The following is a 23,954-nucleotide window of genomic DNA, read 5'->3' on the forward strand; positions in this document are numbered from 1 at the left end:
CCGGGAACAAGCGGCGGAAATGCAGTGCACGGAGCGCGTCGGTGCCGGATCATGGCGGCATGTCTGCGAACCCACACGACGCTCTGCCGATCCGGCTCAACGTCGACGACTCCGACTCGCCGTCCGACGTCGTCGACGCGCTGTTCCTCGGCCGCTTCGCGACGGGCGAGCAACCCTACTCGCACGCGGCCAACATCGACCGCGTGCGCTCCGGCGCGACCCTCCTGCCGCAGGACGCCCGGGTGTTGCGCGTGGCCCGCGACGACGACCGCAGTGCGACGTTGGCCGAGGGGGACGGCTGGACGCTCCTAGTCTCCCGATGGAACCGGGGCGCGGACGTCACCGTGACCGCGACCAGCGCCGAACTGGCCAAGAAGGTCCTCGACCAGGCCACGGACGGCGCGACGGACGAGCCCGAACCGCAGCCGGAGAACGTGACGATGGGCTTCTGGTACGTGTCGCCGAGGCGCGGCCCGCACCGCACGACCCGTCAGATCTCCGCGGGCACATGGGACGAGGTCCGGCCCAACTACACCGCACCGGTCGCGGACGCCATGGACCGCCTGATGAAGACGACCCCGGAGGACATCGCGGGCCGCCTCCTGCTGCTCCACGGTCCGCCGGGCACCGGCAAGACCTCGGCCCTGCGCACCCTGGCCCGCTCCTGGCGGGACTGGTGTCAGGTGGACTGCGTGCTCGACCCCGAGCGCCTCTTCTCCGACGTCGGCTACCTGATGGACATCGCGATCGGCGAGGAGGACGCGGCGGGCAAGGGACGCTGGCGGCTGCTGCTCCTGGAGGACTGCGACGAACTGATCCGCGGCGAGGCCAGGCACACCGCGGGCCAGGCGCTGTCCCGCCTGCTCAACCTCACCGACGGCCTGCTGGGCCAGGGCCGCAACGTCCTGGTCGGCGTCACCACCAACGAGGACTTGGAACGCCTCCACCCCGCCGTGGTCCGCCCCGGCCGCTGCCTGGCCCGCATCGAGGTGGGCCCGCTCACCCGCCGGGAGGCGGTGGCCTGGCTGGGCAAGGAGGAGGGCGTGGGCCGGGAGGGCGCGACGCTGGCGGAGCTGTACGCACTGCGCCGGGGCACCTCGCCGACATCGGTACCGGGGGCGCGGGACGGGGCGGACGCGGGGCTGTATCTGTAGAAGGATCCGTCGGAGGATCCGCAGGAGGTCCCCGCCGCCGGCCGGTGCTTTGATGGACGTATGACCCTGTACGTCGGCACGTCGGGGTGGCAGTACAAGGACTGGCGGGGCGTCCTTTACCCCGCCGACGTGCCCGTGCGGCTGTGGCTGGAGGAGTACACGGCGCGCTTCGCCACAGTGGAGATCAATAACGCCTTCTACCGGCTGCCGACGCGGGAGAACTTCGAGGTCTGGCGGGGCCGGGTGCCGGACGACTTCGTGGTGGCGGTGAAGGCGAGCCGCTACCTCACTCACATCAAGCGGCTGAAGGACCCGGAGGAACCGGTGAACCGCCTGATGACACACGCGGCCGGCCTGGGCGACCGCCTCGGCCCGGTCCTCCTCCAGCTCCCGCCGACCCTGCGCGCCGACCCCGGCCTCCTGGACACCTGCCTCGCCTGCTTCCCGCCGGGCACGAGGATCGTGGTCGAGCCCCGCCACGACTCGTGGTGGACACCGGAGACCCGCACGGTCCTGGAGTCCCGGGGCGCCGCCCTGTGCTGGGCCGACGTCCAGGCCCACCCGGTCACCCCGCTGTGGCGCACCACGGACTGGGGCTACGTCCGCTTCCACGAGGGCCGCGCCACGCCGTGGCCGCGCTACGGCCGACGGTCACTGGAGACGTGGGTGGACCGGATCGCGACGACCTGGTCCGACAGCCACGATGTGTACGCGTATTTCAACAACGACCCAGGCGGTGCAGCGGTGGAGGACGCGGTGACGTTCGGGAGGGCAGCGGGGAGGGCGGGGCTGACGGCGACACGGACACCGGAGCTCAGCTCACTTCACCTCTCCCCGTAAGCCGCCCGCAGGGCGTCCCGCACCGCGGCCAGAGCCGCCGCCTCGTCCAGCCCGAGCCGCCGAACACGCTCGACGTAAGCCTGAGCAGCCGACGCCGCTTCACGCACCGCCGCCGAGCCCGCAGCGGCGACGAACGTTCCGTTGCGCCCCCGCGTCTCGATCACCCCGTCCGTCTCCAGCGCCCGGTACGCCTTGGCCACCGTGTTCACCGCGAGCCCCAGCGACTCGGCCAGCCCCCGCACGGTCGGCAGCCGGTACCCCACCGGCAGCACCCCCGACCGCGCCTGCTCGGAAATCTGCGCCCGCACCTGCTCGTACGGCGGCGCGCCGTCGTCGATGTGGATCTTCAAGGTCACGGGGCCGATTGTCCCGCACCCACCGGAAAATGAGAGGCATCCCGGTCCGGATCCGGCCTAGCGTGCACCCTCATGACAGTGATCGTGCGCGCCCTGAACCCAGATGTCCCGGCCGACACCGAGGGCTTCGCCAGAGTCCGCCATCTCGCCCTTCCGTACATCCTGTTCACCCCCGACTCGGTCCGTCACCTCCTCACCCGAAGCCACCCCGACGCCCACTTCCGCTCGCTCGTCGCGGTCGAGGACGGCGAGGTGATCGGCGCGGCCCAGGTCGCCATCGCGCACGACAGCCCCGATCCCGGCCAGGGGTATCTCAACGTCTACGTGCGCCCGGACCGGACCCACCGCGGTGCCGGCCGGCTCCTGGTGCGGGCAGGCGAGGAGCACCTCGCCGGCGTCGGCGCGGTCAAAGTGTTCAGCTGGGTCCTGGACGAACCGGCCAATCGCGCCTTCGCCGAGCGGCACGACTACACGAGGGGGCGCCCCGCCCACTTCCTCCGCCTCGACCTGGCGAACAGCACCCTTCCGCCGCTCCCCGACGTCCCGCAGGGCGTCGAGCTGCGCACGGCCGCCGACTTCGCGGACGATCCGCGGCCGTTGTTCGAACTGGACGCGGAGACGGTGACGGACGAACCCGGTGAGGTCGCCCTCGAGTTCACGGACTACGACGCCTGGCTCGAACAGAACTGGAAGCATCCGCTGCTCAGCCACGAGCTGACCATGGCCGCGGTCGTCGACGGCCGTCCGGTCGCCTTCAGCGTCGCCTACACCGACGGCGCCACCCGCTACTCCACCGCGATGACCGGTACCGCCCGTGCCCACCGCGGCCGCGGCCTGGCCAAGCTCGCCAAGATCCACTCCCTGTACCGGGCCCGCGCCGCCGGCCTCACCGAGGCCTTCACCGGCAACGACGCGGGCAACGACCCGATGATCGCGATCAACAAGTGGCTCGGGTACGAGATCTGCGCGACGGAGGTGCGCTATGTCCGCGAACTCGGCTGAGCAGGCGGCTCTCGTGGACGTCGTCCTGGTCAAGGGCGGCCGTACGAAGATCCGTTACCCGGCGGTGCTGCTCGGCGACGACGGTGTCCGCGTCTGTGTGCGGGCCCCGTGGGCGGGCGAGGGTGTCCGTGACTTCGGCTTCGTACGCTTCGAACCGGGGGACGTGTTCACCGAGCACTACTGGCGCGACCGCTGGTACGCCGTGAAGGAGATCCGCACGTCCGACGGTGCGCTCAAGGGCTGGTACTGCGACATCGCCCGGCCCGCGACGCTCTCCGGCACGGACCTGGTCGTCGAGGACCTCGACCTGGACCTGTGGCGCTCCGCCGACGGCACGGACGTACGACGCCTGGACGAGGACGAGTTCGCGGAGAGCGGCCTGGCCGAGAAGGACCCGCGGGCCGCCGCTGCCGCCGTGGCCGCGCTCGACGAACTGGAGTCACTCGCCCGTGCGGGCGGCTTCGAGGCCCTGCTCGCCTGACGCGGCGCCGGGCTCACACCGTCGCCACCACCGCGTACCGCTCGTCGTCCACCCGCTTCCCCCACAGCCGTACGTCCTCCGACAGCCGCTCCACGCTCACGTGCCCGGCGAGCGGCTCCAGGAGACCGACGAGCCGCTGGGCGGGTATGCCGACCGGGCTGACCGTCCCCCACACGCCCTCGACCAGCACGAGCCGCCCTCCCGGCCGCAGCAGCCCGCGCCAGTGCCGCAGCACGCGGGCGGGGCCGGGCAGCGTCCACAGCACGTGCCGGACCAGCACGACGTCGTAGCGCTGCTCCCCCACCGGAGGTGCCGCCGCGTCGCCGACGAGGAACACCGCGTCACGCCCGGCGAGCTTGGCGCGGGCCAGCTCCACCATGGCCGGGGACAGGTCGACGCCGGTGACGCGGTGTCCCCGCTCGGCGGCGAGGAGCGACAGGCTGCCCGTGCCGCAGCCGAGGTCGAGGACGTCGGCTGGGCGTCCGGGCAGCCATGCGCCGAGCCTGGCCGCCCAGGCCGCACGCACCTCGGGGTCGCGCAGTCCGTGGTCCGGCTCCTGGTCGAAGGCGGCGGCCTCGGCATCCCAGTCGACACTCACCGCGGCCGTGTTCTCACTCTCATCGTTCATGTTCGCAAGAGTGACACCCACCACTGACAGACGGCCGCCGATGAGTCACCCTCCCCGGAAGGGTCTACCTCCGTGCCGACGCGGAACTCGGTAGGCGCTGAAGGAGGCCGCCATGCGCCGCATGACCGTGCAGAAGCCGCTGAAGAGAACCGACAGCCGCCGGATCCGCGAGAAATCCGACGAGCGCCCCGCCGGACGCCCGGAAGTGCGAAAGGACATCGCACGCACCTGGTGGCCGGACGGCTGACGCGCGCCGGTCAGTCCAGTCGCTTGCGATAGTGGATGCGGTCGTACGGTCCGTCGACACGACGCCCCAGCACCTCGTAGCCGTACTTCGGGTAGATCTTCTGGTTCTCCCACATCATCACGTTCGTGTAGAGCCTGACCTCGGTCAGTCCCAGCTCACGCGCGCGTGCGTCGACGAAGTGCAGCAGCCGTCGCCCGACACCCCTGCCGTGGGCGTCGGGATGCACGGCGATGCTGTCGAGGAAGAGATGGTCCAAACGCGCCTCGATCACCACGAGGCCGATCACGGGATCCCCGGTGACGAAGACCTTCCCCGCGGCCACATTCGCCGCGTGGTCCGCCCGCATGGGCTGCGGCACCACCCCGATGCGCTCGATGTAATCGTGGTAGGCCGCGTCGGTCACGGCCTTCAGGGCCGGTACGTCGGCGGCAACCGCCGGCCGGATCTCGTCATTCGCCATGCCACGCACGCTACCTACCTCAGGGCAGCCTGAGCGCTTCCTTAACGCCACCATAAGGATCTCCCTCACCCGCCTCCAGCAGGCGATTTCACGGTTTCTCGGGGCTAGTTTCTGATCACCCCCACAGGATTCGCCCCACGCGCCAGGACCGTTCCGAGGAGTTCCCGCATGCCCGTACGCCGTAAGGTCGTCGTCGCCGTCCTCGGCGTGGTCCCGCTCGCCGTCACCGTGCTCGCCGCCGCGCCCGCCTCGGCGCACGGCTCGATGGGTGACCCGGTCAGCCGGGTGGCCCAGTGCTACGCGGAGGGCCCGGAGAGCCCGGAGTCGGGGGCCTGCGGGGCGGCTGTCGCGGCAGGCGGCACTCAGGCGTTCTACGACTGGAACGGCATCCGCATCGGCGACGCGAACGGGCGGCACCAGGCGCTGATCCCGGACGGCAGGCTGTGCAGCGCGAACAACGAGGAGTTCAAGGGCCTCGACCTGGCGCGCGCCGACTGGCCGGCGACAAAGGTGAGCAGTGGGTCGTACACCTTCAAGTACCGCGTGACCGCCCCGCACAAGGGCACCTTCAAGGTCTATGTCACCAAGCCCGGTTACGACCCGTCGAAGCCGCTCGCCTGGGCAGGCCTCGACCTGGCGCACCCGGTCGCGACGGCCACCGACCCGGTCGCCTCGGGCGGGTTCTACACGTTCTCCGGCTCTCTCCCCGAGCGGTCCGGCAGGCAGCTTCTGTATGCGATCTGGCAGCGCTCGGACAGCCCTGAGGCGTTCTACTCCTGCTCGGACATCACCTTCGGCGGCGGGAACGGCGGTGGCGGCGGTACTGGTACCGGCGGCGCCACCGCACCGGCGCCCACCGCCTCGGCGCCGTCGGACGAGCAGATCGAGGCCGGTGCCGACAAGTCGACGATCGAGCACCACGGTCACGGGGACGACGACGCCCGTACGTCGGCTGAGCCGAGCACCGCGACTCCGGCCGCTTCGGCCGCTTCGGCAGGTGGGGCCGACGAACCCGAAGCCGCCGGTACCCCCGAGAGCCTCGCCGAGACCGGCGGCGACAGCCGCACCGCCTACCTCGCGGTCGGCGGTGCGGCAGCACTGGCGCTCGGTTCCGCGGCGCTGTTCATGTCGGTCCGGCGGCGTGCCGCGAGCAGCGGCCGGCACGGCCGCTGACACACAGGACTCCGGGGCCTGACCGGCGGCTCAGGCCGGACAGGCCCCGGCGCGGGTCAGCTGAACGCCGACGCGCAGGTGGTGTCGGTGGCGCGCGCCGGGTCGAGCGCGTTGGCCACCTCGTGGAAGGCGATGCGGTCGAAGAGCCCGATCGCCACGTGCTCGGAGAGGTCGAGCGGGCACAGGTTCTGGAGCAGGACGTTGTGCACGTCGGAGCCGCTCAGGTACTGGTTGCGCCACGGCGTGGCCACCTCGTCGTACTTGGTGGCGATGACCGTGTAGTGCACTCCGGGGACGGTGTCGCCGCCCGCGTTGAGTTTGGTGAGGAAGTCGGATCCGACGATCTGGTCGGCGAGGCCGGGGGTGGTGGCCTTGATCAGGTCCTCGGCGCCGGGGAAGTACGGCAGCAGGTTGGTGAGGCCGTCCAGGTCGGTGCCGTGGTTGTCGGGGGCGAGGCCGACGAGGGCGTTCACCTTGGCGGCTCCGCCGAGGAACTTGAGGTAGTAGCGGGGCATCATGCCGCCCTGGGAGTGGCCGACGAGGTCGGCCTTGGCGGCTCCGGTGGCGGAGAGCACCTTGTCGACGTAGTCGGACAGTTGCTGTGCCGACTTGTCGATGGGGCCCAGTCCGTAGAAGAGGGGGACACCGGACAGCTGTCCGTAGTCGAGGGAGAAGACGCAGTACCCGCGGTCCTTCAGGTACGGCGCGAGGGACAGCCAGTTGTCGACGGAGTTCCCCAGGGTGCCGTGGACCAGGACGACGGGGCGGGGGTGGCTCGAGGACGGCTTGCAGGAGTAGTCGTTCCAGCCGCTGCTGGGGGCGGTGGAGGCGTGGGCGGTGGCGGCGGGGACGGTGGCGACGGCGGCGGCCAGGAGCAGCGCGGCGAGGGGTCTGACGACTCTCTTCCAGGGCAGCATCGGGTGATCTCCTTGCGGCTCAAGGGAGTTGCGACGGCCTTACGCCCTGTGATCCGGATCACGAAGGATGCTGTTCACTCGTCAAGTTACGGGCGAGTAGTGCAAGTGTGAAGTTACGCGTCAGTAAAAACTTCCAGTGGTAACCAGCGACGCACTGGAGAGCCGATGGACCGTCACCAGGCAGGCCTGATGGGACCGTAGGGCGCGATCTGCGCCAGCCGGTCCCGCAACGCCCGCACTTCACCCTCGCCCAGCAGTTCGACCCACGCCCCCACGGCCTCGGCGGCCGCCTCCTCCGCCGCCCGGGTGCAGGCCCACCCGCGCTCGGTGAGCACGATCAGCCGGGCACGCGCGTCCTCGGGATGCGGTCGCCGTTCGACGTATCCCTTGCGCACGATCTCGTCGACAAGCTGACTGGCGGCCTGTTTGGTCACCCCGAGATGCACGGCGAGGTCGGTGACCGTGGCGCCGTCCGGAGCGAGCCGCGCGAAGGCGAAGCCGTGCGCGGGCCGCACCCCCTCGAAGCCACGGGCGACGACCCCGTCATTGATGCGTTGCGTGAGCTCACCGGCGACGGCGAGCAGGGCGGCGGACAGGGCCAGGGCTTCGGAGTTGTGCACACGGGAATTGAACACCGTCACCGGAGACCGAGCGGGAGCACGTCCTCACGCCGACGCGCAGCGGACTGCCGGCGGGCCGTGCGAGCCCTTCGGAACTGTCCTGATGCGCCCGGCGTCTGTAGCTCATGTCGCCCCCCAACGGCTTTTCGGGCTTTGAGCATTCTTGGAGAGCGGTGTATGAGTCGCCATGGCCTCGCGCCGGAGGATCCGCAGCGTCTGGGAGAGTACTGGCTGGCCGGCCGATTGGGATCCGGTGGCCAGGGCGTGGTCTACGAGGCCTACGACACGGCCGGGACCCGGGTCGCCGTGAAGGTGCTGCACTGGGACGCGGGCTCGGGGACGGCGGCCCGGCGCCAGTTCGCCAGGGAGGTGACGGCGACGCAGCGAGTGGCGTCGTTCTGTACGGCGAGGGTGCTGACCGCTGATCCGGACGCCGAGAGCCCCTACATCGTCAGCGAGTTCGTCCCCGGCCCCGATGTGAGAGCGGCGGTACAGGGCTCTGGCCCCCTCCGGGGGGACAATCTGCTGCGGCTGGCGACGGGGGTGGTCACCGCGCTGGCCGCGATTCACCAGGCAGGGGTGGTGCACCGGGACCTCAAGCCCGGCAATGTACTGCTCGGCCCGGACGGGCCCAGGGTGATCGACTTCGGTATCGCCCGTACCCCGGAGATGACACTGACCGAGACCGGTGCGGTCGTTGGCACATTCGGCTACATCGCCCCCGAGACCCTGCAGGGGCGGCGGGCCGGCACCGCGGCGGATGTGTTCGCGTGGGGAGCGGTGGTGCTGTTCGCCGCGACCGGAAAGGAGCCGTTCCGGGGGGCGAACATCGGGGAGGTGGTGGTCCGCGCCCTGGAGCACGAGCCGGACCTGACCTTGCTGCCCGAGCCGTTACGGTCCCTGGTGTCCGAGGCACTGGCCAAACGGCCCGAGGATCGGCCCAGCGCGGCCGCGATCCTGCTGCGCCTGCTCGGCGGCGGCTACGACGACCAGCAGGCCCTGCGGGCCGGTGCCGGCGCCGCAGCCGGCATGCGGGCTCCCGGCGGCGCGGCGGCAATGACCGTTCCATCGCTGGGCGACGCGGCCACGGCCGTCTTCGACGCCCTCCCGCCGGCCGTCCAGGCGGTCGCACGCGAGGTCTGGCTCCGTTTGATCGTCCCGGGCAGCGCACCGGACGGATCCCACGACAGCGTACGCACCGCCGACGAGGACGAACTGCTGTCCGGGCGGCCCACGGGTGAGCAGGCGGCCGTACGGGAGGCGATCGCCATGTTCACTGCCGCGGGCGTACTGGTCCACGAGGCATCCACTGTGCGGCCGGTCAGCGCGGCGGTGCTGCGGGCCTGGCCACGGCTGAGGGAATGGGTGGACACCGACCGCGAAGGGCTGCGCCTCCACCGGCAACTGGGCGAGGCGGCCCGCGTCTGGCACCGGCACGGACGCAGGCCCGATGACCTGGAACACGGCACCGCCCTGCGCAACGCACTCGACTGGGCGGCCACCGCCCCCAGCCGGATGCGTCCGAATCTGCTGGAGCGCCAGTTCCTCACCGCCAGCCGCGCCGCCGACATCCGCCGACTGCGCCGCCGCCGCGCTCTGCTGGCCGGCACGGTGCTGTTCACGGTGCTCGCCCTGGTCACAGGCACCGTCGCCTGGCAGCAGAACCGCGCCGGTGAGCGTCAACGCCTGCTGGCCGAGGCCCGCCGTCTGGCCTCGGTCGCCGACAGCCTGCGTTCCACGGATCCGGTCGCCGCGATGCGGCTCAGCGTCACCGCATGGCGCCTCGCCGACACCGCCGAAACGCGCTCCGCGCTGATCGGGGCGATGACTCAAAGGGAGGCCGAGAGCTTCCGCGCACCCAGTGAGGCGGACCTGCCCTATGCCGCCTGGCCTCAACTCAACAGCGACGGCCGCACCTTGCTCACGGTGGAGAAGAACCGCGTCGTGCGGTGGGATGTGGCCAGCCGGCGGCGCGGCGACCAGTCCACGATGCCCGGAGTGCAGGTCGGCCGGATCGCCTCAGCCAGTGACGATGCACAGACGGTCGCCGTGTACGGTCAGAGCGGTGCTCAGGTGTGGGACCTGGCCCGGGGCCGGCGCATCTGGGAAGACAGTTCAGCGAGTCTGCAGCAAGTAAGCCCCAGCGGGCGGATACTCGTGCTCGATGACACAGGGCGCCGTACGGCCCGGTTGTGGGACCCCAGGCGGCAACGCACATTGTTCGAGAGCTCCGAGGTGTATGCGGACGGAGCCGCCATCAGCCCGAACGACCGTATCGCCGCCTTCTGCTCACGCGGCGGCCTGACGGAGCTGTGGGATGTGGCCCGCGGAGCGCGATTGCAGTCCGGTCAGAGGAATATCGACATGGGGGAATGCCAGGCCCGCCTCTCGACAGAGAACAGCGCGGTCAAGTTCAGTGCCGACAGCAGCACCGTGGCACTCCTCGCCCCTCGCCGCACTGTGCGTGTGTGGGACATCTCCTCCGGCAAAGAGCACCTGATCCGCCAGTCGGGTGTGGAAACATTCGCCCTCAGCAAGGACGGGAAGTTCGTCGCAACCGCGAGCAGGGACGAAATCCGGCTGTGGCGCGTGAACGCACCGAGTGAACCGGTCTTTCGGTACTCGCTGGTCAACGAGTCCGTCTCGCAGCTCAGGGTTGATATCGATGCCGGAAGGATTCGGTACCTCAGCGGAGAATGGTATCCCACCGTTTCCGTGCGATCCCTGAATCTGGGCCTGGCGGCCGCCGCCGGATGGCGCTCGGAACCCCTGCGGGCTGCCGCATTCAGCGCGGACGGCCGCTTCCTCGGCGTGACGTGGGACGACCACCCCATGGGCAGGTTCCAGACCCGGGATGGGCTCAGCGGGAAGCTCATCTCCGATCTGCCGGGAATTCGGATACCGCCGAAGAACAACAGGGGGGAAGTGGACAGCATCAGACTGCTTTCCTTCAGCCCAGGCGCAAAGGACCTGGCCTACGCAGTGGCGGCCTCATCCGATCAAGCACGTGATCGGATCAGGATATGGAACATGGCGACGAAGACGGAGGAGGCTTCGCTGTACCCCACCGGTCCCGGGGTCTCCCCGGTCAGCGGACTGGCCTTCACCCCGGACGGTAAAGGGCTGATGATCTCCCGGATGAATGACGGAATCGAGCAGGAAGGGGGGATCGACGTCTGGGACAGGCACCTCCGCACCAGACTCAAAACCCTTCAGGGGGACACATTGAGAGGCGACGTCTGGAGCCGAAGTTTTGCGCTGAGGCCGGACGGCCGGCTCCTCGCCACCAATGACGGGCTGATCCGCCTTCCCGAAGGAAGGATCGTTCGCAGGGGTCTGAGCCAGGAAGCAGTGACCGCTGTCGCGTTCGGCCCCGGCAACGGCAGAAGCGTTCTCGCGGTCGGCGACGCCTCGGGCGGGGTGAGCCTGTGGGACGGTGACGTGCGTCATCGCCTGGGGATGCTGCCGGGCAGGTTCGACAGCTCGCGACGCGGCGTCGAGACGGTGAACGCCCTGGCGTTCTCCCGCGACGGCCGCACACTGGCGGTGGGCGGCAGTGCGGGCACCCTGCAACTGTGGGACGTGGAGTCCGATCAGCCATTGGGTTCCGCGCTGCCCACGCCGGGCGACAGCATCCTGTCTCTCGCCTTCGGTGACGACGACACTCTCTATGCCGCCGGGGCCCACGTCCTCCACCAGCGATACGTACTCGACCTCCAGCAGACGTCCAGGACGGTGTGCAGGCGGACCGGCGGCGGTCTGTCCCGCGGCGAGTGGCAGACATACGTCCATGGGCTGCCTTACCGCAAGGTGTGCTGACCGCACCAGCACCCCCCTCAAAACGCTCAGGCCTGTTCAAACCCCACTGGCTCCCGCCCTCTTGACGAACCAGTCAAGCTGCTTGACCATTATGGTCAAGCAGCTTGACCATTCTTCCTAGGGGGACACCCATGCCCGTCATCCGCTCGTCCGAAGCCGTGACCCACGAGATCCACGGCGCCCGCTTCGTCTCGTACGCCACTCCCCTCACCGGCAGCAAGGAACTCTGCGCCTGGCGGGGCGAGATCCCGGCCGGGACGAAGGCGCCCGCGCACACCGTGACCCACGAGGAGATATTCCACCTGCTCATCGGTGAGCTGGTGATCACCCTCGACGGCCGCACCGACCGGATCACGGCCGGCGACACGGTGATCGTCAACCCCGGCGCGACCCTCGCCGTCGAGAACCCGGCCGACCACACCGCGATCTCCTGGGTCACCACCTCCATCGGTCTGGAGGCGGAGATGGCAGACGGCACGCGCATCGCGCCGCCGTGGGCCAACTGACAACCGCCGCCCGGAGAAGGGGGGGTTACGCGGCCAGCGTCCCCGGCATCACCGCCCGTGGTCCGAACTTCGCTCGCGCGCGGTCCGCGACCTCCTCGATACGGCGGACCTTCTCGTCCACGGGATCGAAGGTGAGCTGGTGGGCGGCCTGCCCGGCGGGGGCGAGCCCTTCCGCGCGGAGGGTGATCGCGCGGACCCGGGCGCGCTGGAGGCCGAGCGCCTCGTACATGTCGTACGCGGTTTTCGCCAGCGCGGCGGAGTGCGCGGTCGGTTCCCCGAGGGTGCGGCTGCGGGTCGTCGAGGAGCGGTCGGCATAGCGCACGGTGAGGGTCAGGGTGCGGCAGACCTTCTCCAGGGCGCGCAGCCGGGCGCCCACTTCCCCGGCGGCCGAGAGCAGGGCGCGGCGGTGCCGGTCGGGATCCAGCTCGTCGATCCCGAAGGGACGTTCGGCGGCCAGGGAGCGGGATACGGCGTTCGGCACGACCCGGCCGCGGTCGACGCCGTTCGCCTTCTCGTGCAGCTCGCGACCGGTCTTCGCGCCGACCAGGCGCTGGAGCGTGGACAGCGGCGCGGCGGCGACCCGGCCGAGGGTGTCGAGGCCGTACTCGCACAGGGTGCGGGCGGTCGCGGTGCCGACGCCGGGGAGCGCGACGACCGGCTTCTCGGCGAGGAACTCCGCGATGGCGTCCGGCTCCTCGGGGACCGCGCAGGTCACCCCGGGCCGGGCCGCGCGCAGCGCCACGCGGGCCAGCATCGGGCCCGGCCCGGCGCCGATCGCGCAGTCGACGCCGTACAACGCGAGCGCGCGGACGCGGATCACCGCCGCCAGCTCGACGGCGCTGCGGCCGAAGTAGCGCTCGGCACCCCGCAGATCGGCCAGCGCCCCGTCCGGGGGCAGCGCCTCCACGACCGGGGTGAACTCCTCCAACAACCCGAGCAGCCCCGGCAGGGCCGCCTCGTACATCGGAGGCAGCTGGAAACGTACGCAGAGGATGGTCATCCCGCACTCCCCGGACTCTGGTGCCACAACTTCCGTATCTGTGAAGGCTCTTGACCCGCCGGTCGCAGATCGGCCCACGGGTGCATCTCGTATCCGGTGGCCATCCGGATCCGGCGGCCGTGTGTCGGATCGCCGTCCGGCCCCTCCGGTCCTTCCGGCACCGGCTCCGCGAGGCGCGCCGCCACCTCGTCGAGCCCGCCCCCGTCGCGCAGTTCGACGAGTTCGGCGAGGTTCCAGGCGGCGGTGCCCACCACGCTGAGGCTGCGCGGGCCGCGCCGCTGCACCACCCCGCGCACCAGCAGCAGCCAGGAGTGGAAGACGGTGTGCGCGCAGGCGTCGTGGGAGTCGTCGAAGAAGGCGAGGTCGACCAGGCCGGTGCCGTCGTCCAGCGTGGTGAAGATGACCCGCTTGCCGGAGCGGATCGGCGGGGTCTGGGTGGCCGCCTTGGCGCCCGCGACCAGCACGGTCTCGCCGTGCCTGGCCTCGCGCAGCCGACGCGCCGACACCACGCCCAGCTCCGTCAGGAACTCCTGGTGGTCGTCCATCAGATTGCGCGAGGCGTCCATGGACAGCACGCCCAGTTCGGCGCTGAGCTTCTCCGCCGAGGTGAGGTCGGGCAGCCCGGCGGGGGCCGTCTTGCGCCCGCCGGCCAGAGGGAGCTGGCCGCCGCGGGCGCCCCGGGCGCCCCGGGCACCGCGGTGCAGCTCGGTCAGGTGCAGTTGCAGATCACGGCGGTTGGCGCCGAAGGCGTCCAGCGCGCCCACCTGGGCCAGCCTCTGGGCGAGCGGGCGACTGGGGTGCGCCCGCTCCCAGAAGTCCAGCAGGGAGGCGTACGGCTGCCCGTCGGCGATCCGCGCCGCCTCGGCCTCGCTGATGCCGTGCACGTCGGAGAGGGCTAGCCGGAGACCCCACACGGCGGATGATTCAGGCGTTTCAGTTGATTCAGACACCAGTTCGATACGGTGGGCGACCGCCGATCGGTTCACGTCCAACGGCAGGATCGGTACCCCGCGCCGGCGCGCGTCCGCCAGCAGCAGCCGCTTCGGGTACATCCCGGGGTCGTGCGTGAGCAGCCCCGCGTAGAAGGCGGCCGGGTGGTGCGCCTTCAGCCAGGCCGACTGGTACGTCGGTACGGCGAAGGCGACCGCGTGCGCCTTGCAGAAGCCGTACGAGCCGAAGGCCTCGATGATCTCCCAGGTCCGCTGAATCGTTTCCGCGTCGTATCCGCGCGCCGCCGCGTGCTGCGCGAACCAGAACCGGATCCGCCCCAGCGACTCCGGGTCGGACAGCCCGCGCCGCACCCGGTCCGCCTCGCCTCGCCCGCAGCCGGTCATGATGTCGACGATGTCGATGATCTGCTCATGGAAGACGACGACCCCATAGGTGTCGCGCAGCGGCTCCGCCAGGTCCGGGTGCGGGAAGCGGACCGGCGCCCGCCCGTGCCGCGCCTCGATGAACGGCCGCACCATGTCGGCGGCGACCGGACCGGGCCGGAAGAGGGAGATGTCGACGACCAGGTCGTGGAACGTGCTCGGCTGCAGGCGCCCCACCAGGTCCCGCTGCCCCGGCGACTCGATCTGGAAGCAGCCCAGCGTCTCGGTGGACCGGATGAGCTCGTACGTCGCCGGGTCGCCCGGCGCGACCGCGTCCAGGTCGATCCGCTCCCCCGTGGCCCGCTCCACCTCGGCGACCGCGTGCGCCATCGCCGACTGCATCCGCACCCCGAGCACATCGAGCTTGAGCAGCCCGAGGTCCTCCACGTCCTCCTTGTCGAACTGCGACATGGGGAACCCCTCCCCGCTGGTCGGCACGACCGGCGTACGGGAGAGGAGGGAGGCGTCGGAGAGGATCACCCCGCAGGGGTGCATGGCGATGCCGCGCGGCAGGGCGTCGAGGGACTCGACCAGCTCCCAGAGCCGTCCGTACCGCTCGCTCTCCCCCGCCAGCTGCCTCAGTTCGGGCAGCTCCTCCAGCGCCGCGCGGGCGTCGCGGGCGCGGATGTGCGGGAAGGACTTGGCGATGCGGTCGGTCTCGGCCGGGTCCATGGACAGGGCCGCGCCCACGTCACGGATCGCATGGCGGACCCGGTACGTCTCCGGCATGGAGACGGTCGCGACCCGCTCGGTGCCGAACCGGTCGATGATCGCCCGGTAGACCTCCAGCCGACGCGCCGACTCCACGTCGACGTCGATGTCGGGCAGCACGACCCGCTCCTTCGACAGGAAGCGCTCCATCAGCAGCCCGTGCTCGACCGGATCGGCGTGCGCGATGCCGAGGAGGTGGTTGACGAGGGAGCCCGCGCCGGAGCCGCGCGCGGCGACCCGGATGCCCATCTCCCGTACGTCGTCCACCACCTGGGCGACCGTGAGGAAGTAGGAGGCGAAGCCGTGGTGGGCGATGATGTCCAGCTCCCGGTGCATCCGCTCCCAGTAGGCGCGCTTGCCGGAGTGGCCGCGCAGCACCATCCCCGCCGCCGCCCGTGAGGCCAGCGCCCGCTGGGCGGTACGGCGGCCGGCGCCGACGAGGTGCGGCTCGGGGAAGTGGACGGTGCCGATGCCGAGGTGGTCCTCGGGGTCGACCAGGCACTCGGCGGCCGTCGCCCTGGTCTGCTCCAGCAGGCGGTGGGCGGTGTCGCGCCGGTAGCCCGCCGCCTCCACGATCCGCTCGGCCACCTTGAGCATGGCGTCCGCGTCCTTGAGCCAGGCCTCACCGGAGTCCAGCTCCTTGGCCGGGTCGATCGGGACGAGCCGGCGGGCGGCGTCCAGGACGTCGGCGACCGGGCCCTGGCCGGGGTCGGCGTACCGGACGGCGTTGCTGAGCACCGGCCGGATCCGCTGCTCGGCGGCGAAGCCGACGGTGCGGGCGGCCAGGCGCAGGGAGCCGGGGCCGGTGCCCTCGCGGCCGTGCCAGACGGTCTCCAGACGCAGGGCGTCGCCGTAGACCTCGCGCCAGGGGGCGAGCAGCCGGGCCGCACGGTCCGGGCGCCCGGCGGCAAGGGCACGGCCGACGTCGGAGGCGGGGCCGAGCAGGACGGTCAGACCGTCGGCGTGATTGTCGGACCAGGTCAGAAGGGGGGTGCCCGCGGTGTCGACGGCGTGGGCGGCGGTGACCAGGCGGCACAGGTCGGCCCAGCCGCGGGCGCCGTCCCGGGCGAGGAAGGTCACGCGGGGCGTCGACTCGTCGATGAAGGCACCGCCGCGTACGGGGGTACGGCGCCTTTCCCGTCGTACGGACTCGTCCTCCCGCACCCGCGCGGGCCCCTCCACCGCCAGTTCGACGCCGAACAGCGGACGGACGCCCGCCTTCGCGCAGGCCTTGGCGAAGCGGACCGTGCCGGAGAGGGTGTCGCGGTCGGTGAGGGCGAGGGCGTCCATGCCCCGCTCGGAGGCGCGCTCGGCCAGGCGCTCCGGGTGTGAGGCTCCGTACCGCAGGGAGAACCCGGAGACGGTGTGCAGATGCGTGAAACCCGGCACACGCACCTCCCGCACTCGTGAGCCCCGACCGGCTCTCGAACATCAGTTCCCTACCCCGTCACCCACCATACCTCCATTTCCGAACACCTGTGCGACTTCCGTCTGAGCGTGTCCCACCTGCGCAAACGTCCGGGCGACGGACCGCTCCACCGCCGCCCGGGCCGCAGCACGCGGAAGTCCCGCCCCTCGCGCGCGGGGCGGGACTCCACGGGCACTCGTGGTGCGGGTCAGCCGATCCGCGCGCCCGTCGCGGACAGCGCCTCCGTGACCGGCTGGAAGAAGGTCTCGCCACCGGAGGTGCAGTCGCCGCTGCCACCGGACGTCAGACCGATCGCGTTGCTGCCCGCGAAGAGCGAGCCGCCGCTGTCACCGGGCTCGGCGCAGACGTCGGTCTGGATGAGACCGCTGACCGTGCCCTCCGAGTAGTTCACGGTGGCGTTCAGGCCGGTGACCTTGCCGTCATGCACGTGGGTGGTCGAGCCGCTGCGGGTGACCTTCATGCCGACGGTGGCCTCCGCCGCGCCGGTGATCTTCTGGGTGGAGCCGTCGTAGAGGTCGACCTCGCTCGGGTGCTCGGCGTCCGAGGTGTACTTGACCAGACCGAAGTCGTCGCCCGGGAAGCTGGACTTCTCGTTCTTCCCGATCTCCTTGCCGGACGAGTCCGACCAGGTGGAGATGGCCGCGGTGCAGTGTCCCGCGGTCAGGAAGTACGGCTGCCCGTCCTTGACCACGTTGAAGCCGAGCGAGCAGCGCCCGCCCGAGCCGGAGATCGCGTCGCCGCCCGCGATGAAGGGCTTGAACTCCCCCTTCGAGCGCTGGAGTTCGGCCGTGCCGCCGAGCCCGTCGACCACCTTGGCGAGCTTGGCCCACTCGGTCGCCGAGACGGTCCTGTCGGCGGTGACGAGGACCTTGTCGGTGACCGGGTCGGTCGCCCACGAGGTGCCGGGGATGGTCGCGTCCTCCTTCAGCGTCGTACGGGCGCCGTCGAGCTCGGCGAGGGAGTTGGCGACGATTCTGGGCTTGCCCCCGGCCTCCTCGACGGTCCTGGCGGCCGTCGCGTCGAGCACGTTGACGACCAGGTTCTTCGTCTTCGCGTCGTAGTACGTGCCCGCCGCGCCCGTGCCCAGGTCGTCGACGAGCGTGGAGGCGAGCTTTCCGGCCGCAGGGGCCGACAGGGTCTCGGGCACGGAGGCCTTGGACGACTCACTGGCGTTCGCACTCTGGAAAGTGACTCCCGCGGCGACCAGTGCGGCAACTCCCGCACCCGCCAGGGCAGCCCGCCGCCCGGGTATGCGTCGGTGCTTCAACTCACGTCCTCCTGTGGGGGGATGGTCCGGGAGGTTGTGGGGACCTCACAGACCGGAAGGCTGGTTGACGGGCGCCTACTCTTCCGAATCTCACAGGGAGCGCACAAGGTCGAGTTCAGGACGCGCGTAGACGGGCACCGCACGCCCCCTCCACCTTTGACCGTCCACGGTCATCGCTGGAAAATTCGCACTGCAAACTCTACTCGCGAGTAATTGATCAGCTGTCAGCAACGTCAGCCCTGGCCTGAATTCGATCCTCCGAATGCCGGAGGCAGTTGCTGCTGCGCCTGCGGTAGCTCCGCGACCCGGACAAGAGGGAGCCCCCGCACGCCGGTTGCGTACGGGGGCCACACAGGCCGAACCGGAGGAAGCGTCAGCCGACGCTCACGCCGTAGTAGCTCAGCGCCTCGGTGACCGGCTGGAAGAAGGTCGTGCCGCCGGAGGTGCAGTCACCGCTGCCGCCGGAGGTCAGACCGTAGGCCACTGAACCCCCGTAGAGCGGACCGCCGCTGTCGCCGCCCTCGGCGCAGACCGTGGTCTGGATCATGCCGTAGACGATGTCACCGCTGCCGTAGTTGACGGTGGCGTTGAGCGCGGTGACCCGGCCGCTGTGGGTACCGGTGGTGGAGCCGCGACGGTAGACCGTCGTGCCCACGCTCGGCGTGGCCGCACTGCTGATGGTCTGGCTGCCGACCGCGCTCGGGTGAGCGATCGACGAGTTGGTGTAGCGCACCAGCGCGAAGTCGTTCGTCGGGAAGCTGTAGCTGACGTTCGTGCCCAGCGTCGTGGTGTGGCCCGAGTTGGAGTACCAGGTGGAGGCGACCTCACCGCAGTGGCCGGCGGTCAGGAAGTAGTACGTGCTCCCGCTGTGCACGTTGAAGCCGAGCGAACAGCGGTAGGAACCGCCGTAGATGGCGTCGCCGCCGGTGATCAGCTTCTTGAACCGACCGGGGGTGTGCTTGATGGTGAGGGCCCCGGAGTTGGTCCCGGCCTGGCGCTTGATCTTGGCGATCTCGGCCTGGGAGACCGTGCTGTCGACGGTGACGACGACACGCTGGGTCTTGCTGTCCACCGCCCAGGCGGTGCCTGGCACGTCGGCCTTCAGGACAGAGTTGCTCGCCTTGGTGAGCTGGTTGGCGCTGAACGTCTGGGCGTCGCTCGCGCTCGCGGTGGGGGCGGCGAACGCGGCCGCGGCCACGAATCCCGAGACCAGGGCTATCAGCCGGGTCCGTCTCGCGATGCCGCTGCGGGGAGTGGTGCGCTTGATCCTCACTTTTCGTTCCCTCCCAGGGGAAGTCGGGGGCCCGCGTGGGGTCGGGGCCCGTGAGGCGCAGCCAGGGAGAGCGCTCGGATCCGAACACGTATGCCCCTGACAAGCGCTGAGGGGGAGTATTCGGCCGAACGGCCGGTAGGCGCAAGGGCACCTTTCGGCCGTGCGACTGTGTTCGATCTGCGCGAACTATGTGCGATCTCGCCGTGTTCTGGGTGAATTGACGCCACGTCACCATTCCCCGCGAAACCCTCAGATCAGACTGCGCTCGCCTGCCTCGATCGCTGTGTCCAGCGTGTTCCCCGGCGGTGGGAAGGGGCAGATGAAGTGATCGGCGAAGGCGCACGGCGGCAGCACGGCCCGGTTGAAGTCCACGGTCGTACGCCCGTCGGCGTCGGGCGCGGGCGGGTGGAGGAACCGGAACCGGAAGCTGCTGTCGCCGCTGGTGGCGTCGGCGAACACCGCCCACAGCGCGCCGTCGGCCTGCTGCGCCGCCTGGAGTGTCAGCCGCTGTCCCGCCAGATCAAAGGCGAGTTCGCCGGCGAGGGCGAGCCCGCGCTCGCGGCCGTCCGCGTTGCCGACGCGCACGGTGCGCGTCGCCTCGTACGGCGTGAAGCGCCCCGGCACCGCCCAACGGGGGTCGTACGGGGTGGCGTCGATGCCCTTGAAGGCCCGGCGTGCCGCGGATGCCGGGTCGTAGTCCCGTACGCCCCAGACCCCCTCGCGGACCAGTACGACCAGCCGGCGTTCACCGAGCGCGACGCGCGCGGTGGCCTCCGGTCCGCTGTCGGCGCCGAGGCGGACCTCCCCCGAGAAGGGCCGCCCGTCCACGGTCAGGCCGTCGGTCCCGGCGGCGGTGAGCACGACCGTGTCACCGTCGAGCGCCCAGCGGCCGGGGAGGTCCGGAAGCCGGCCGTCCGGATGGTCCTCGATCCAGTGCGTGCCGGTGAGCGCGAGCGGCCCGTAGGACGCCGACACCTTCTCCGTGCGGTGCTCGTGCCAGCGCTTCCACTCGTCGGACGCGTCCGTCGTCATGCGATCAGCCCTTTCCATTCGCCTCAGCCCTTCCATTCGGGTCGGGGCGGTCCGAGGTGGGAGCGCGGGATTGCGCCCCCGTATTCCGTGGCGTTCGTCAGGCGGCGGGGCGTAGGGCCAGGTCCCGCAGGAAGGCCAGCGTGGCCCGTGCGGTGGCGTCGTTCTGCCCGAACGCGGGCCCGCCGGTGCGCGGCCGGGTGAAGGCGCCGGGGGTACGGCCGTCGGTGTACGGGCCGAGCGCGAAGCGCCGGGGATGCGGCCGGCCGGCCCGGTCGAGGATCCGTCCGTCGGCGGGGTCGACGCGCAGCAACCCGTCCGGGGTCTCGGCGGCGCCCTCGGCGTGCAGCTCGCGCAGCAGACCGTCGCGGGCCCGCCCGACCGTGGGCTCGGGCAGCCGTGCCTCGACCAGCGCCCGCGCCTCGACGGAGAAACCCGGCACGGTGGAACCGGACGCCCGGAACACCCCGTCCTCGGCGGTCACCGCCATGTCCGCGCCGACGAACCTGACGATGCCCGCCCGCGACAGCGCGAGCATCTGCCGCAGCCGGGGGCCGGGCGGCCCGGAAGCGAGGTAGCTGAAGAAGCCGTGCCACCAGGGGCCGACGTCCCCGAGCCGGATGAGCTGCCCGTAGACCGACAGCAGCCCGAGGAAGACCGACAGGTCGGCACTGTGCTCGGGATCGTGACGGCGGCTCAGATCGGCCTCGGCATAGCCGCGCAGCCCTTCTTGGAACTCCTCGTGCGAGGCGTACCGCACCCCGTCGAGCGGACGGTCGAGCGCGGCGAGGTCGAGCCGGTCGGCGGGGTCCGGTACGGCGGCGGCCACGAGCGCCTGGATGTCGGCGACGTCCCCGGCGGCGTACTTCTCCTCGAAGTCGGCCCAGGCGACCGCCGTCCGCTCGGGATGGACGGTGAACAGCCGGTGGTAGTGCGCGAACCCCAGCTCCTTCTGCACCAGCGGCCACACGTCCCGCCGGAAGTCGAAGCGGTCGGGCCGGGCGAGCAGCGCGTCGACCTCGGCGGGACCGAAGAAGCGCGGCAGCGGGGGGCGTTCGCCGGTCCAGTCGTAACCGATCTTCGAGTGGTACGGCACTCCGCGCCGCGACCCGACGTACAGGACCGGCTCCCGCCCCGACGGGACATAGGTATCACCGCTATCACCCTCGTACCGTCCGCCCCGGCCCTCCGTGAGCAGCACCATCAGGTCGACGAAGGCGAGCCCGAAGCCCCTGACGAGGACGGGTTCGCCGGCCTTCAGCGGGGCGAGGTCGCTGTCGGCGGTGAAGTCGGGCGGCAGGTGGACCAGGCCGTGGGTGCGCGCGTACACGGCCAACTCTTCCTGCTCGGAGTCGAGTTCCGCGTCGAGGTGGCCGAGGGCGAGGACGACGAGGTCGGCGAGGAGCGGGCGCGGGCGGCCCTCCAGCCACACCTGCTGGCGGCCCTCGCGCGAGCCGCTGACGCGCAGGGCACGCCGGGGGTGGTGGTGCACGGTGACGTCCGGGGGCAGGTCGGCGACGGCACGCTCGTACACCCAGCGCAGGTATCTGCCCTGGATCTGCCGGTCCGCGAAGGTACGGCCGTCCAGGCCCGCCCACTCGTGCAGGGTGGGCCCCTCCCGCACCGGTCCCGCCATCCGCACCGTCTCGTCGGTGAACATGGTGACGTCCTCGGCGTGCGAGTTCATCCAGAGCAGCGGGGACTGCGCCTCGCGCCAGATGCGTCCTGCGCCCGGCGGGCAGGGGTCGACCAGATGGATGTCGAGGCCCGAACCGGCGTACAGCTCGGGCGCGTTGGCGGCGATGCGCTCCAGGAGACCGGTCCCCCGCGGCCCGGCTCCCACGATCACCAGTGCCGGTCTCATCGGGTCGCCCCCATCAGCGGGGCGTGCGCGCGCCGGCGTATCTCCGGTGCGGCGGGGACTTTGTCGAGGGTGTCGGATGACATGCGAAGGCTCCGTGACACGTAGGTCGAACACGGGTGGATGCCTTCACACGGGAGCGCCGTGCGGCGCGGGTACGGCCGAGCCCCTCAGCAGGGCCGTTCGCCGACTGTACGTGGGCGTTTCCCCTCACTGTCAAGGCCGTCCGCACTGTGAGCCGTAGGTCTCAGGTCAGTTGACGCGGAACCGGAGACCTGTTCCACTTGCCCCATGCGTCCACAGCAGTGCCTGGTCACCCGCTCCCACATCGACTTCGGTCGCGTGTGGTCCTCTTCCTGTTGAGCTGACCCGCTGCGCGCACCGCCCCGGCGGGCGCCTTTCTCGCGTTCTCCTCCCCCCTTTTTTTGCCTTCGCCTTCACACACGCACCCCTCCCCTCGCGCCCGTTATCACCCTTTCACGCCCTTTCGTATCCTTCGGGGAACGTCACAGACCGCAGTCGCAGCACGAGCAGCACTCAAGGCACTCGCAGCACTGGCAGGCATCGCAGCACGAGGCGTCGCAGTCGCAGTTGCTGCAGCAGCCCTCCCGCTTCTTCCGCGACCAGGGCCCCTCGTACTCGTCGGCGCAGCACATCTTGCAGGTGCAGCACAGCCCGAGGGCGGCCGCGCACCCGGCCCAGAAGCCCCGCTTGTCCGGGCGGGGCGGCTCGCCGCCGAAGGAGATGGCGCCGTGGGGGTTCCCCGGTGTCCGGGGCGCGTACGGGCCCTGCGGCGGCCCGAAGGCGGCCTCGGGCCCGTGCCCGCAGGACGTGGTCCCGAACGCCCGGTCCACGGAGCGCCCCAGCTCGTGCACGAGCAGCAGGTGCGCCAGTTTGCCGTCCACGAACTCGACCTCGCTCAGCGCGAGCCGGATGCCGTGCAGCGCGTCGTCGGCGAGTCGGCGGGCCTCGCCGAGGGGGGTACCGGTCGCGGTGAGCGGGTTCCAGGCACCCGACGCGGCGTCGGATTCCCTGTCCTCCACGGCGTCCAGGAGGTGTGCGAGCCGTCCGAAGAGCCGCCCGGCCTCGGCCAGCGGTATCGCGTTGCCCGGGCGTCCGGCCAGCACCGCGGTGTGCGCGAAGGCCGCGGCGGTCGCGGTCTCGGTCGGCTCGGTGACCGTCAGGACCGGCGTCCCGGGCCCGGCGAGGGACTCGATGCCGACCTGCCGGTCGACGGCGTCGACGAGGAGGGCGGTGTCGAAGCCGACCGCGGACCCGCTCCGCGCCCCTGCCCGGCCCCAGCTCTCGGCGACCCGGCGCGCGGCGAGCGCCACCGGCTTGCGCGCCAGCAGCCCGTCGCGGTCGGCGACATGGTCGCGCACCTTGGCGGAGGCCAGCACCAGCGAGACGGCCGCCGCCAGCCGCGCGCCCTCGCCCTGCGCCACGGAGGCGGTCCGCATCCCGCGCAACGGGCACGGCCCGGCCGTACGCCGCCATGATCCCGCCCGCTCGGCCTGAGCCTCCGTCAGAACCGATATGAGAAGCCCGTCGTAGTTCGTCACGACCCGAGCGAACTGACCGTGGTCTCCGCGCAGCGCGAGACACAGCCCGCACAAATGCGCCATCCACTGGGTCTTGAGGCTCTCACCGAGCCGGTGGCTACAGGGCCTGACGATTCCGAACATGACGATCCCCCGTGGTCCGTACGACGTTGAGCTGCGGCATCGTATCGGCCGACTGTCATGTCGTAGCAGCCGATCCGTTCACCCGGACGCCCCGCTCGTCACCCGTACGCCGCGAAGAATCAT

The 23,954-nt window shown here is 71.1% G+C and carries 20 protein-coding genes; 8 read left to right on the plus strand and 12 right to left on the minus strand.

The window, feature by feature from the left end:
• Nucleotides 1-59 precede the first annotated feature (59 nt).
• Complete coding sequence (locus tag ACIPSA_RS22260) at nt 60-1,154, plus strand: DUF5925 domain-containing protein (RefSeq protein WP_402637609.1); 1,095 nt, start codon at nt 60-62, stop codon at nt 1,152-1,154.
• Nucleotides 1,155-1,214: 60 nt separating this feature from the next.
• Complete coding sequence (locus tag ACIPSA_RS22265) at nt 1,215-1,994, plus strand: DUF72 domain-containing protein (RefSeq protein ID WP_402637611.1); 780 nt, start codon at nt 1,215-1,217, stop codon at nt 1,992-1,994.
• Here the strand turns inward: ACIPSA_RS22265 and ACIPSA_RS22270 are convergent.
• On the minus strand, nt 1,979-2,350 hold the full coding sequence (locus tag ACIPSA_RS22270; RefSeq protein ID WP_402637613.1) for a GntR family transcriptional regulator: 372 nt from the start codon (nt 2,348-2,350) through the stop codon (nt 1,979-1,981). The two genes, ACIPSA_RS22265 and ACIPSA_RS22270, sit on opposite strands and share 16 nt — an antisense overlap.
• A gap of 72 nt (nt 2,351-2,422) precedes the next feature.
• Between ACIPSA_RS22270 and ACIPSA_RS22275 the strand changes: the two genes are divergently transcribed.
• Together ACIPSA_RS22275 and ACIPSA_RS22280 are read left to right on the plus strand one after the other, a co-directional pair.
• Nucleotides 2,423-3,352 carry a GNAT family N-acetyltransferase gene (locus ACIPSA_RS22275; RefSeq protein WP_402637615.1) on the plus strand — a complete coding sequence of 310 codons (930 nt, stop codon included), beginning with the start codon at nt 2,423-2,425 and terminating at the stop codon, nt 3,350-3,352.
• Nucleotides 3,333-3,833, plus strand: a complete 501-nt coding sequence (locus ACIPSA_RS22280) for a DUF402 domain-containing protein (protein ID WP_402637617.1) — start codon at nt 3,333-3,335, stop codon at nt 3,831-3,833. The genes ACIPSA_RS22275 and ACIPSA_RS22280 overlap by 20 nt, the downstream gene beginning before the upstream one ends.
• Before the next feature lie 13 nt (nt 3,834-3,846).
• On the opposite strand, the gene ACIPSA_RS22285 is transcribed toward ACIPSA_RS22280, so the two are convergent.
• Complete coding sequence (locus tag ACIPSA_RS22285) at nt 3,847-4,461, minus strand: class I SAM-dependent methyltransferase (RefSeq protein ID WP_402637619.1); 615 nt, start codon at nt 4,459-4,461, stop codon at nt 3,847-3,849.
• Between the two features lie 112 nt (nt 4,462-4,573).
• Between ACIPSA_RS22285 and ACIPSA_RS22290 the strand changes: the two genes are divergently transcribed.
• The gene (locus tag ACIPSA_RS22290) at nt 4,574-4,708 is read left to right on the plus strand and encodes a hypothetical protein (protein WP_402637621.1); all 135 of its coding nucleotides are present in this window, start codon (nt 4,574-4,576) and stop codon (nt 4,706-4,708) included.
• Between the two features lie 10 nt (nt 4,709-4,718).
• Here ACIPSA_RS22290 and ACIPSA_RS22295 read toward each other — a convergent pair whose 3' ends face one another.
• Nucleotides 4,719-5,168, minus strand: a complete 450-nt coding sequence (locus ACIPSA_RS22295) for a GNAT family N-acetyltransferase (protein WP_402637623.1) — start codon at nt 5,166-5,168, stop codon at nt 4,719-4,721.
• Between the two features lie 168 nt (nt 5,169-5,336).
• Between ACIPSA_RS22295 and ACIPSA_RS22300 the strand changes: the two genes are divergently transcribed.
• A complete protein-coding gene (locus ACIPSA_RS22300) occupies nt 5,337-6,341 on the plus strand; it encodes a lytic polysaccharide monooxygenase (RefSeq protein ID WP_402637625.1) in 1,005 nt (334 codons plus the stop codon).
• A gap of 56 nt (nt 6,342-6,397) precedes the next feature.
• Here ACIPSA_RS22300 and ACIPSA_RS22305 read toward each other — a convergent pair whose 3' ends face one another.
• Nucleotides 6,398-7,258 carry an esterase/lipase family protein gene (locus ACIPSA_RS22305; RefSeq protein ID WP_402637627.1) on the minus strand — a complete coding sequence of 287 codons (861 nt, stop codon included), beginning with the start codon at nt 7,256-7,258 and terminating at the stop codon, nt 6,398-6,400.
• 173 nt (nt 7,259-7,431) lie between these two features.
• A complete protein-coding gene (locus tag ACIPSA_RS22310; protein WP_402637629.1) occupies nt 7,432-7,878 on the minus strand; it encodes a MarR family winged helix-turn-helix transcriptional regulator in 447 nt (148 codons plus the stop codon).
• Nucleotides 7,879-8,055: 177 nt separating this feature from the next.
• Between ACIPSA_RS22310 and ACIPSA_RS22315 the strand changes: the two genes are divergently transcribed.
• Together ACIPSA_RS22315 and ACIPSA_RS22320 are read left to right on the plus strand one after the other, a co-directional pair.
• Complete coding sequence (locus tag ACIPSA_RS22315; protein ID WP_402637631.1) at nt 8,056-11,697, plus strand: WD40 repeat domain-containing serine/threonine protein kinase; 3,642 nt, start codon at nt 8,056-8,058, stop codon at nt 11,695-11,697.
• 131 nt (nt 11,698-11,828) lie between these two features.
• The gene (locus tag ACIPSA_RS22320; RefSeq protein ID WP_402637633.1) at nt 11,829-12,203 is read left to right on the plus strand and encodes a cupin domain-containing protein; all 375 of its coding nucleotides are present in this window, start codon (nt 11,829-11,831) and stop codon (nt 12,201-12,203) included.
• 25 nt (nt 12,204-12,228) lie between these two features.
• On the opposite strand, the gene ACIPSA_RS22325 is transcribed toward ACIPSA_RS22320, so the two are convergent.
• The 7 genes from ACIPSA_RS22325 to ACIPSA_RS22355 all read right to left on the minus strand — a co-directional run bounded on the left by ACIPSA_RS22325 (nt 12,229) and on the right by ACIPSA_RS22355 (nt 23,831).
• On the minus strand, nt 12,229-13,203 hold the full coding sequence (locus ACIPSA_RS22325) for a DNA polymerase thumb domain-containing protein (RefSeq protein WP_402637635.1): 975 nt from the start codon (nt 13,201-13,203) through the stop codon (nt 12,229-12,231).
• Nucleotides 13,200-16,676: a DNA polymerase III subunit alpha gene (locus ACIPSA_RS22330; RefSeq protein ID WP_402637637.1), complete on the minus strand. Its 3,477-nt coding sequence runs from the start codon at nt 16,674-16,676 to the stop codon at nt 13,200-13,202. Before ACIPSA_RS22330 ends, ACIPSA_RS22325 begins: the two co-directional genes overlap by 4 nt.
• 227 nt (nt 16,677-16,903) lie before the next feature.
• Nucleotides 16,904-17,983, minus strand: coding sequence for a S1 family peptidase (locus ACIPSA_RS22335; protein ID WP_402637639.1), 1,080 nt, complete (start codon nt 17,981-17,983; stop codon nt 16,904-16,906).
• 373 nt (nt 17,984-18,356) lie between these two features.
• On the minus strand, nt 18,357-19,256 hold the full coding sequence (locus tag ACIPSA_RS22340; RefSeq protein ID WP_402637641.1) for a S1 family peptidase: 900 nt from the start codon (nt 19,254-19,256) through the stop codon (nt 18,357-18,359).
• Between the two features lie 249 nt (nt 19,257-19,505).
• Nucleotides 19,506-20,288 (minus strand): DUF1684 domain-containing protein, encoded by a 783-nt coding sequence (locus ACIPSA_RS22345; protein WP_402637643.1) that lies wholly within the window; start codon nt 20,286-20,288, stop codon nt 19,506-19,508.
• A gap of 97 nt (nt 20,289-20,385) precedes the next feature.
• Nucleotides 20,386-22,149 (minus strand): FAD/NAD(P)-binding protein, encoded by a 1,764-nt coding sequence (locus tag ACIPSA_RS22350; RefSeq protein WP_402637645.1) that lies wholly within the window; start codon nt 22,147-22,149, stop codon nt 20,386-20,388.
• A gap of 503 nt (nt 22,150-22,652) precedes the next feature.
• A complete protein-coding gene (locus ACIPSA_RS22355; RefSeq protein ID WP_402637647.1) occupies nt 22,653-23,831 on the minus strand; it encodes a DUF5685 family protein in 1,179 nt (392 codons plus the stop codon).
• Nucleotides 23,832-23,954: the final 123 nt, after the last annotated feature.

The organism is Streptomyces sp. NPDC086549 (assembly GCF_044746205.1).
In the GTDB taxonomy this organism is placed as follows: Bacteria; Actinomycetota; Actinomycetes; order Streptomycetales; family Streptomycetaceae; genus Streptomyces.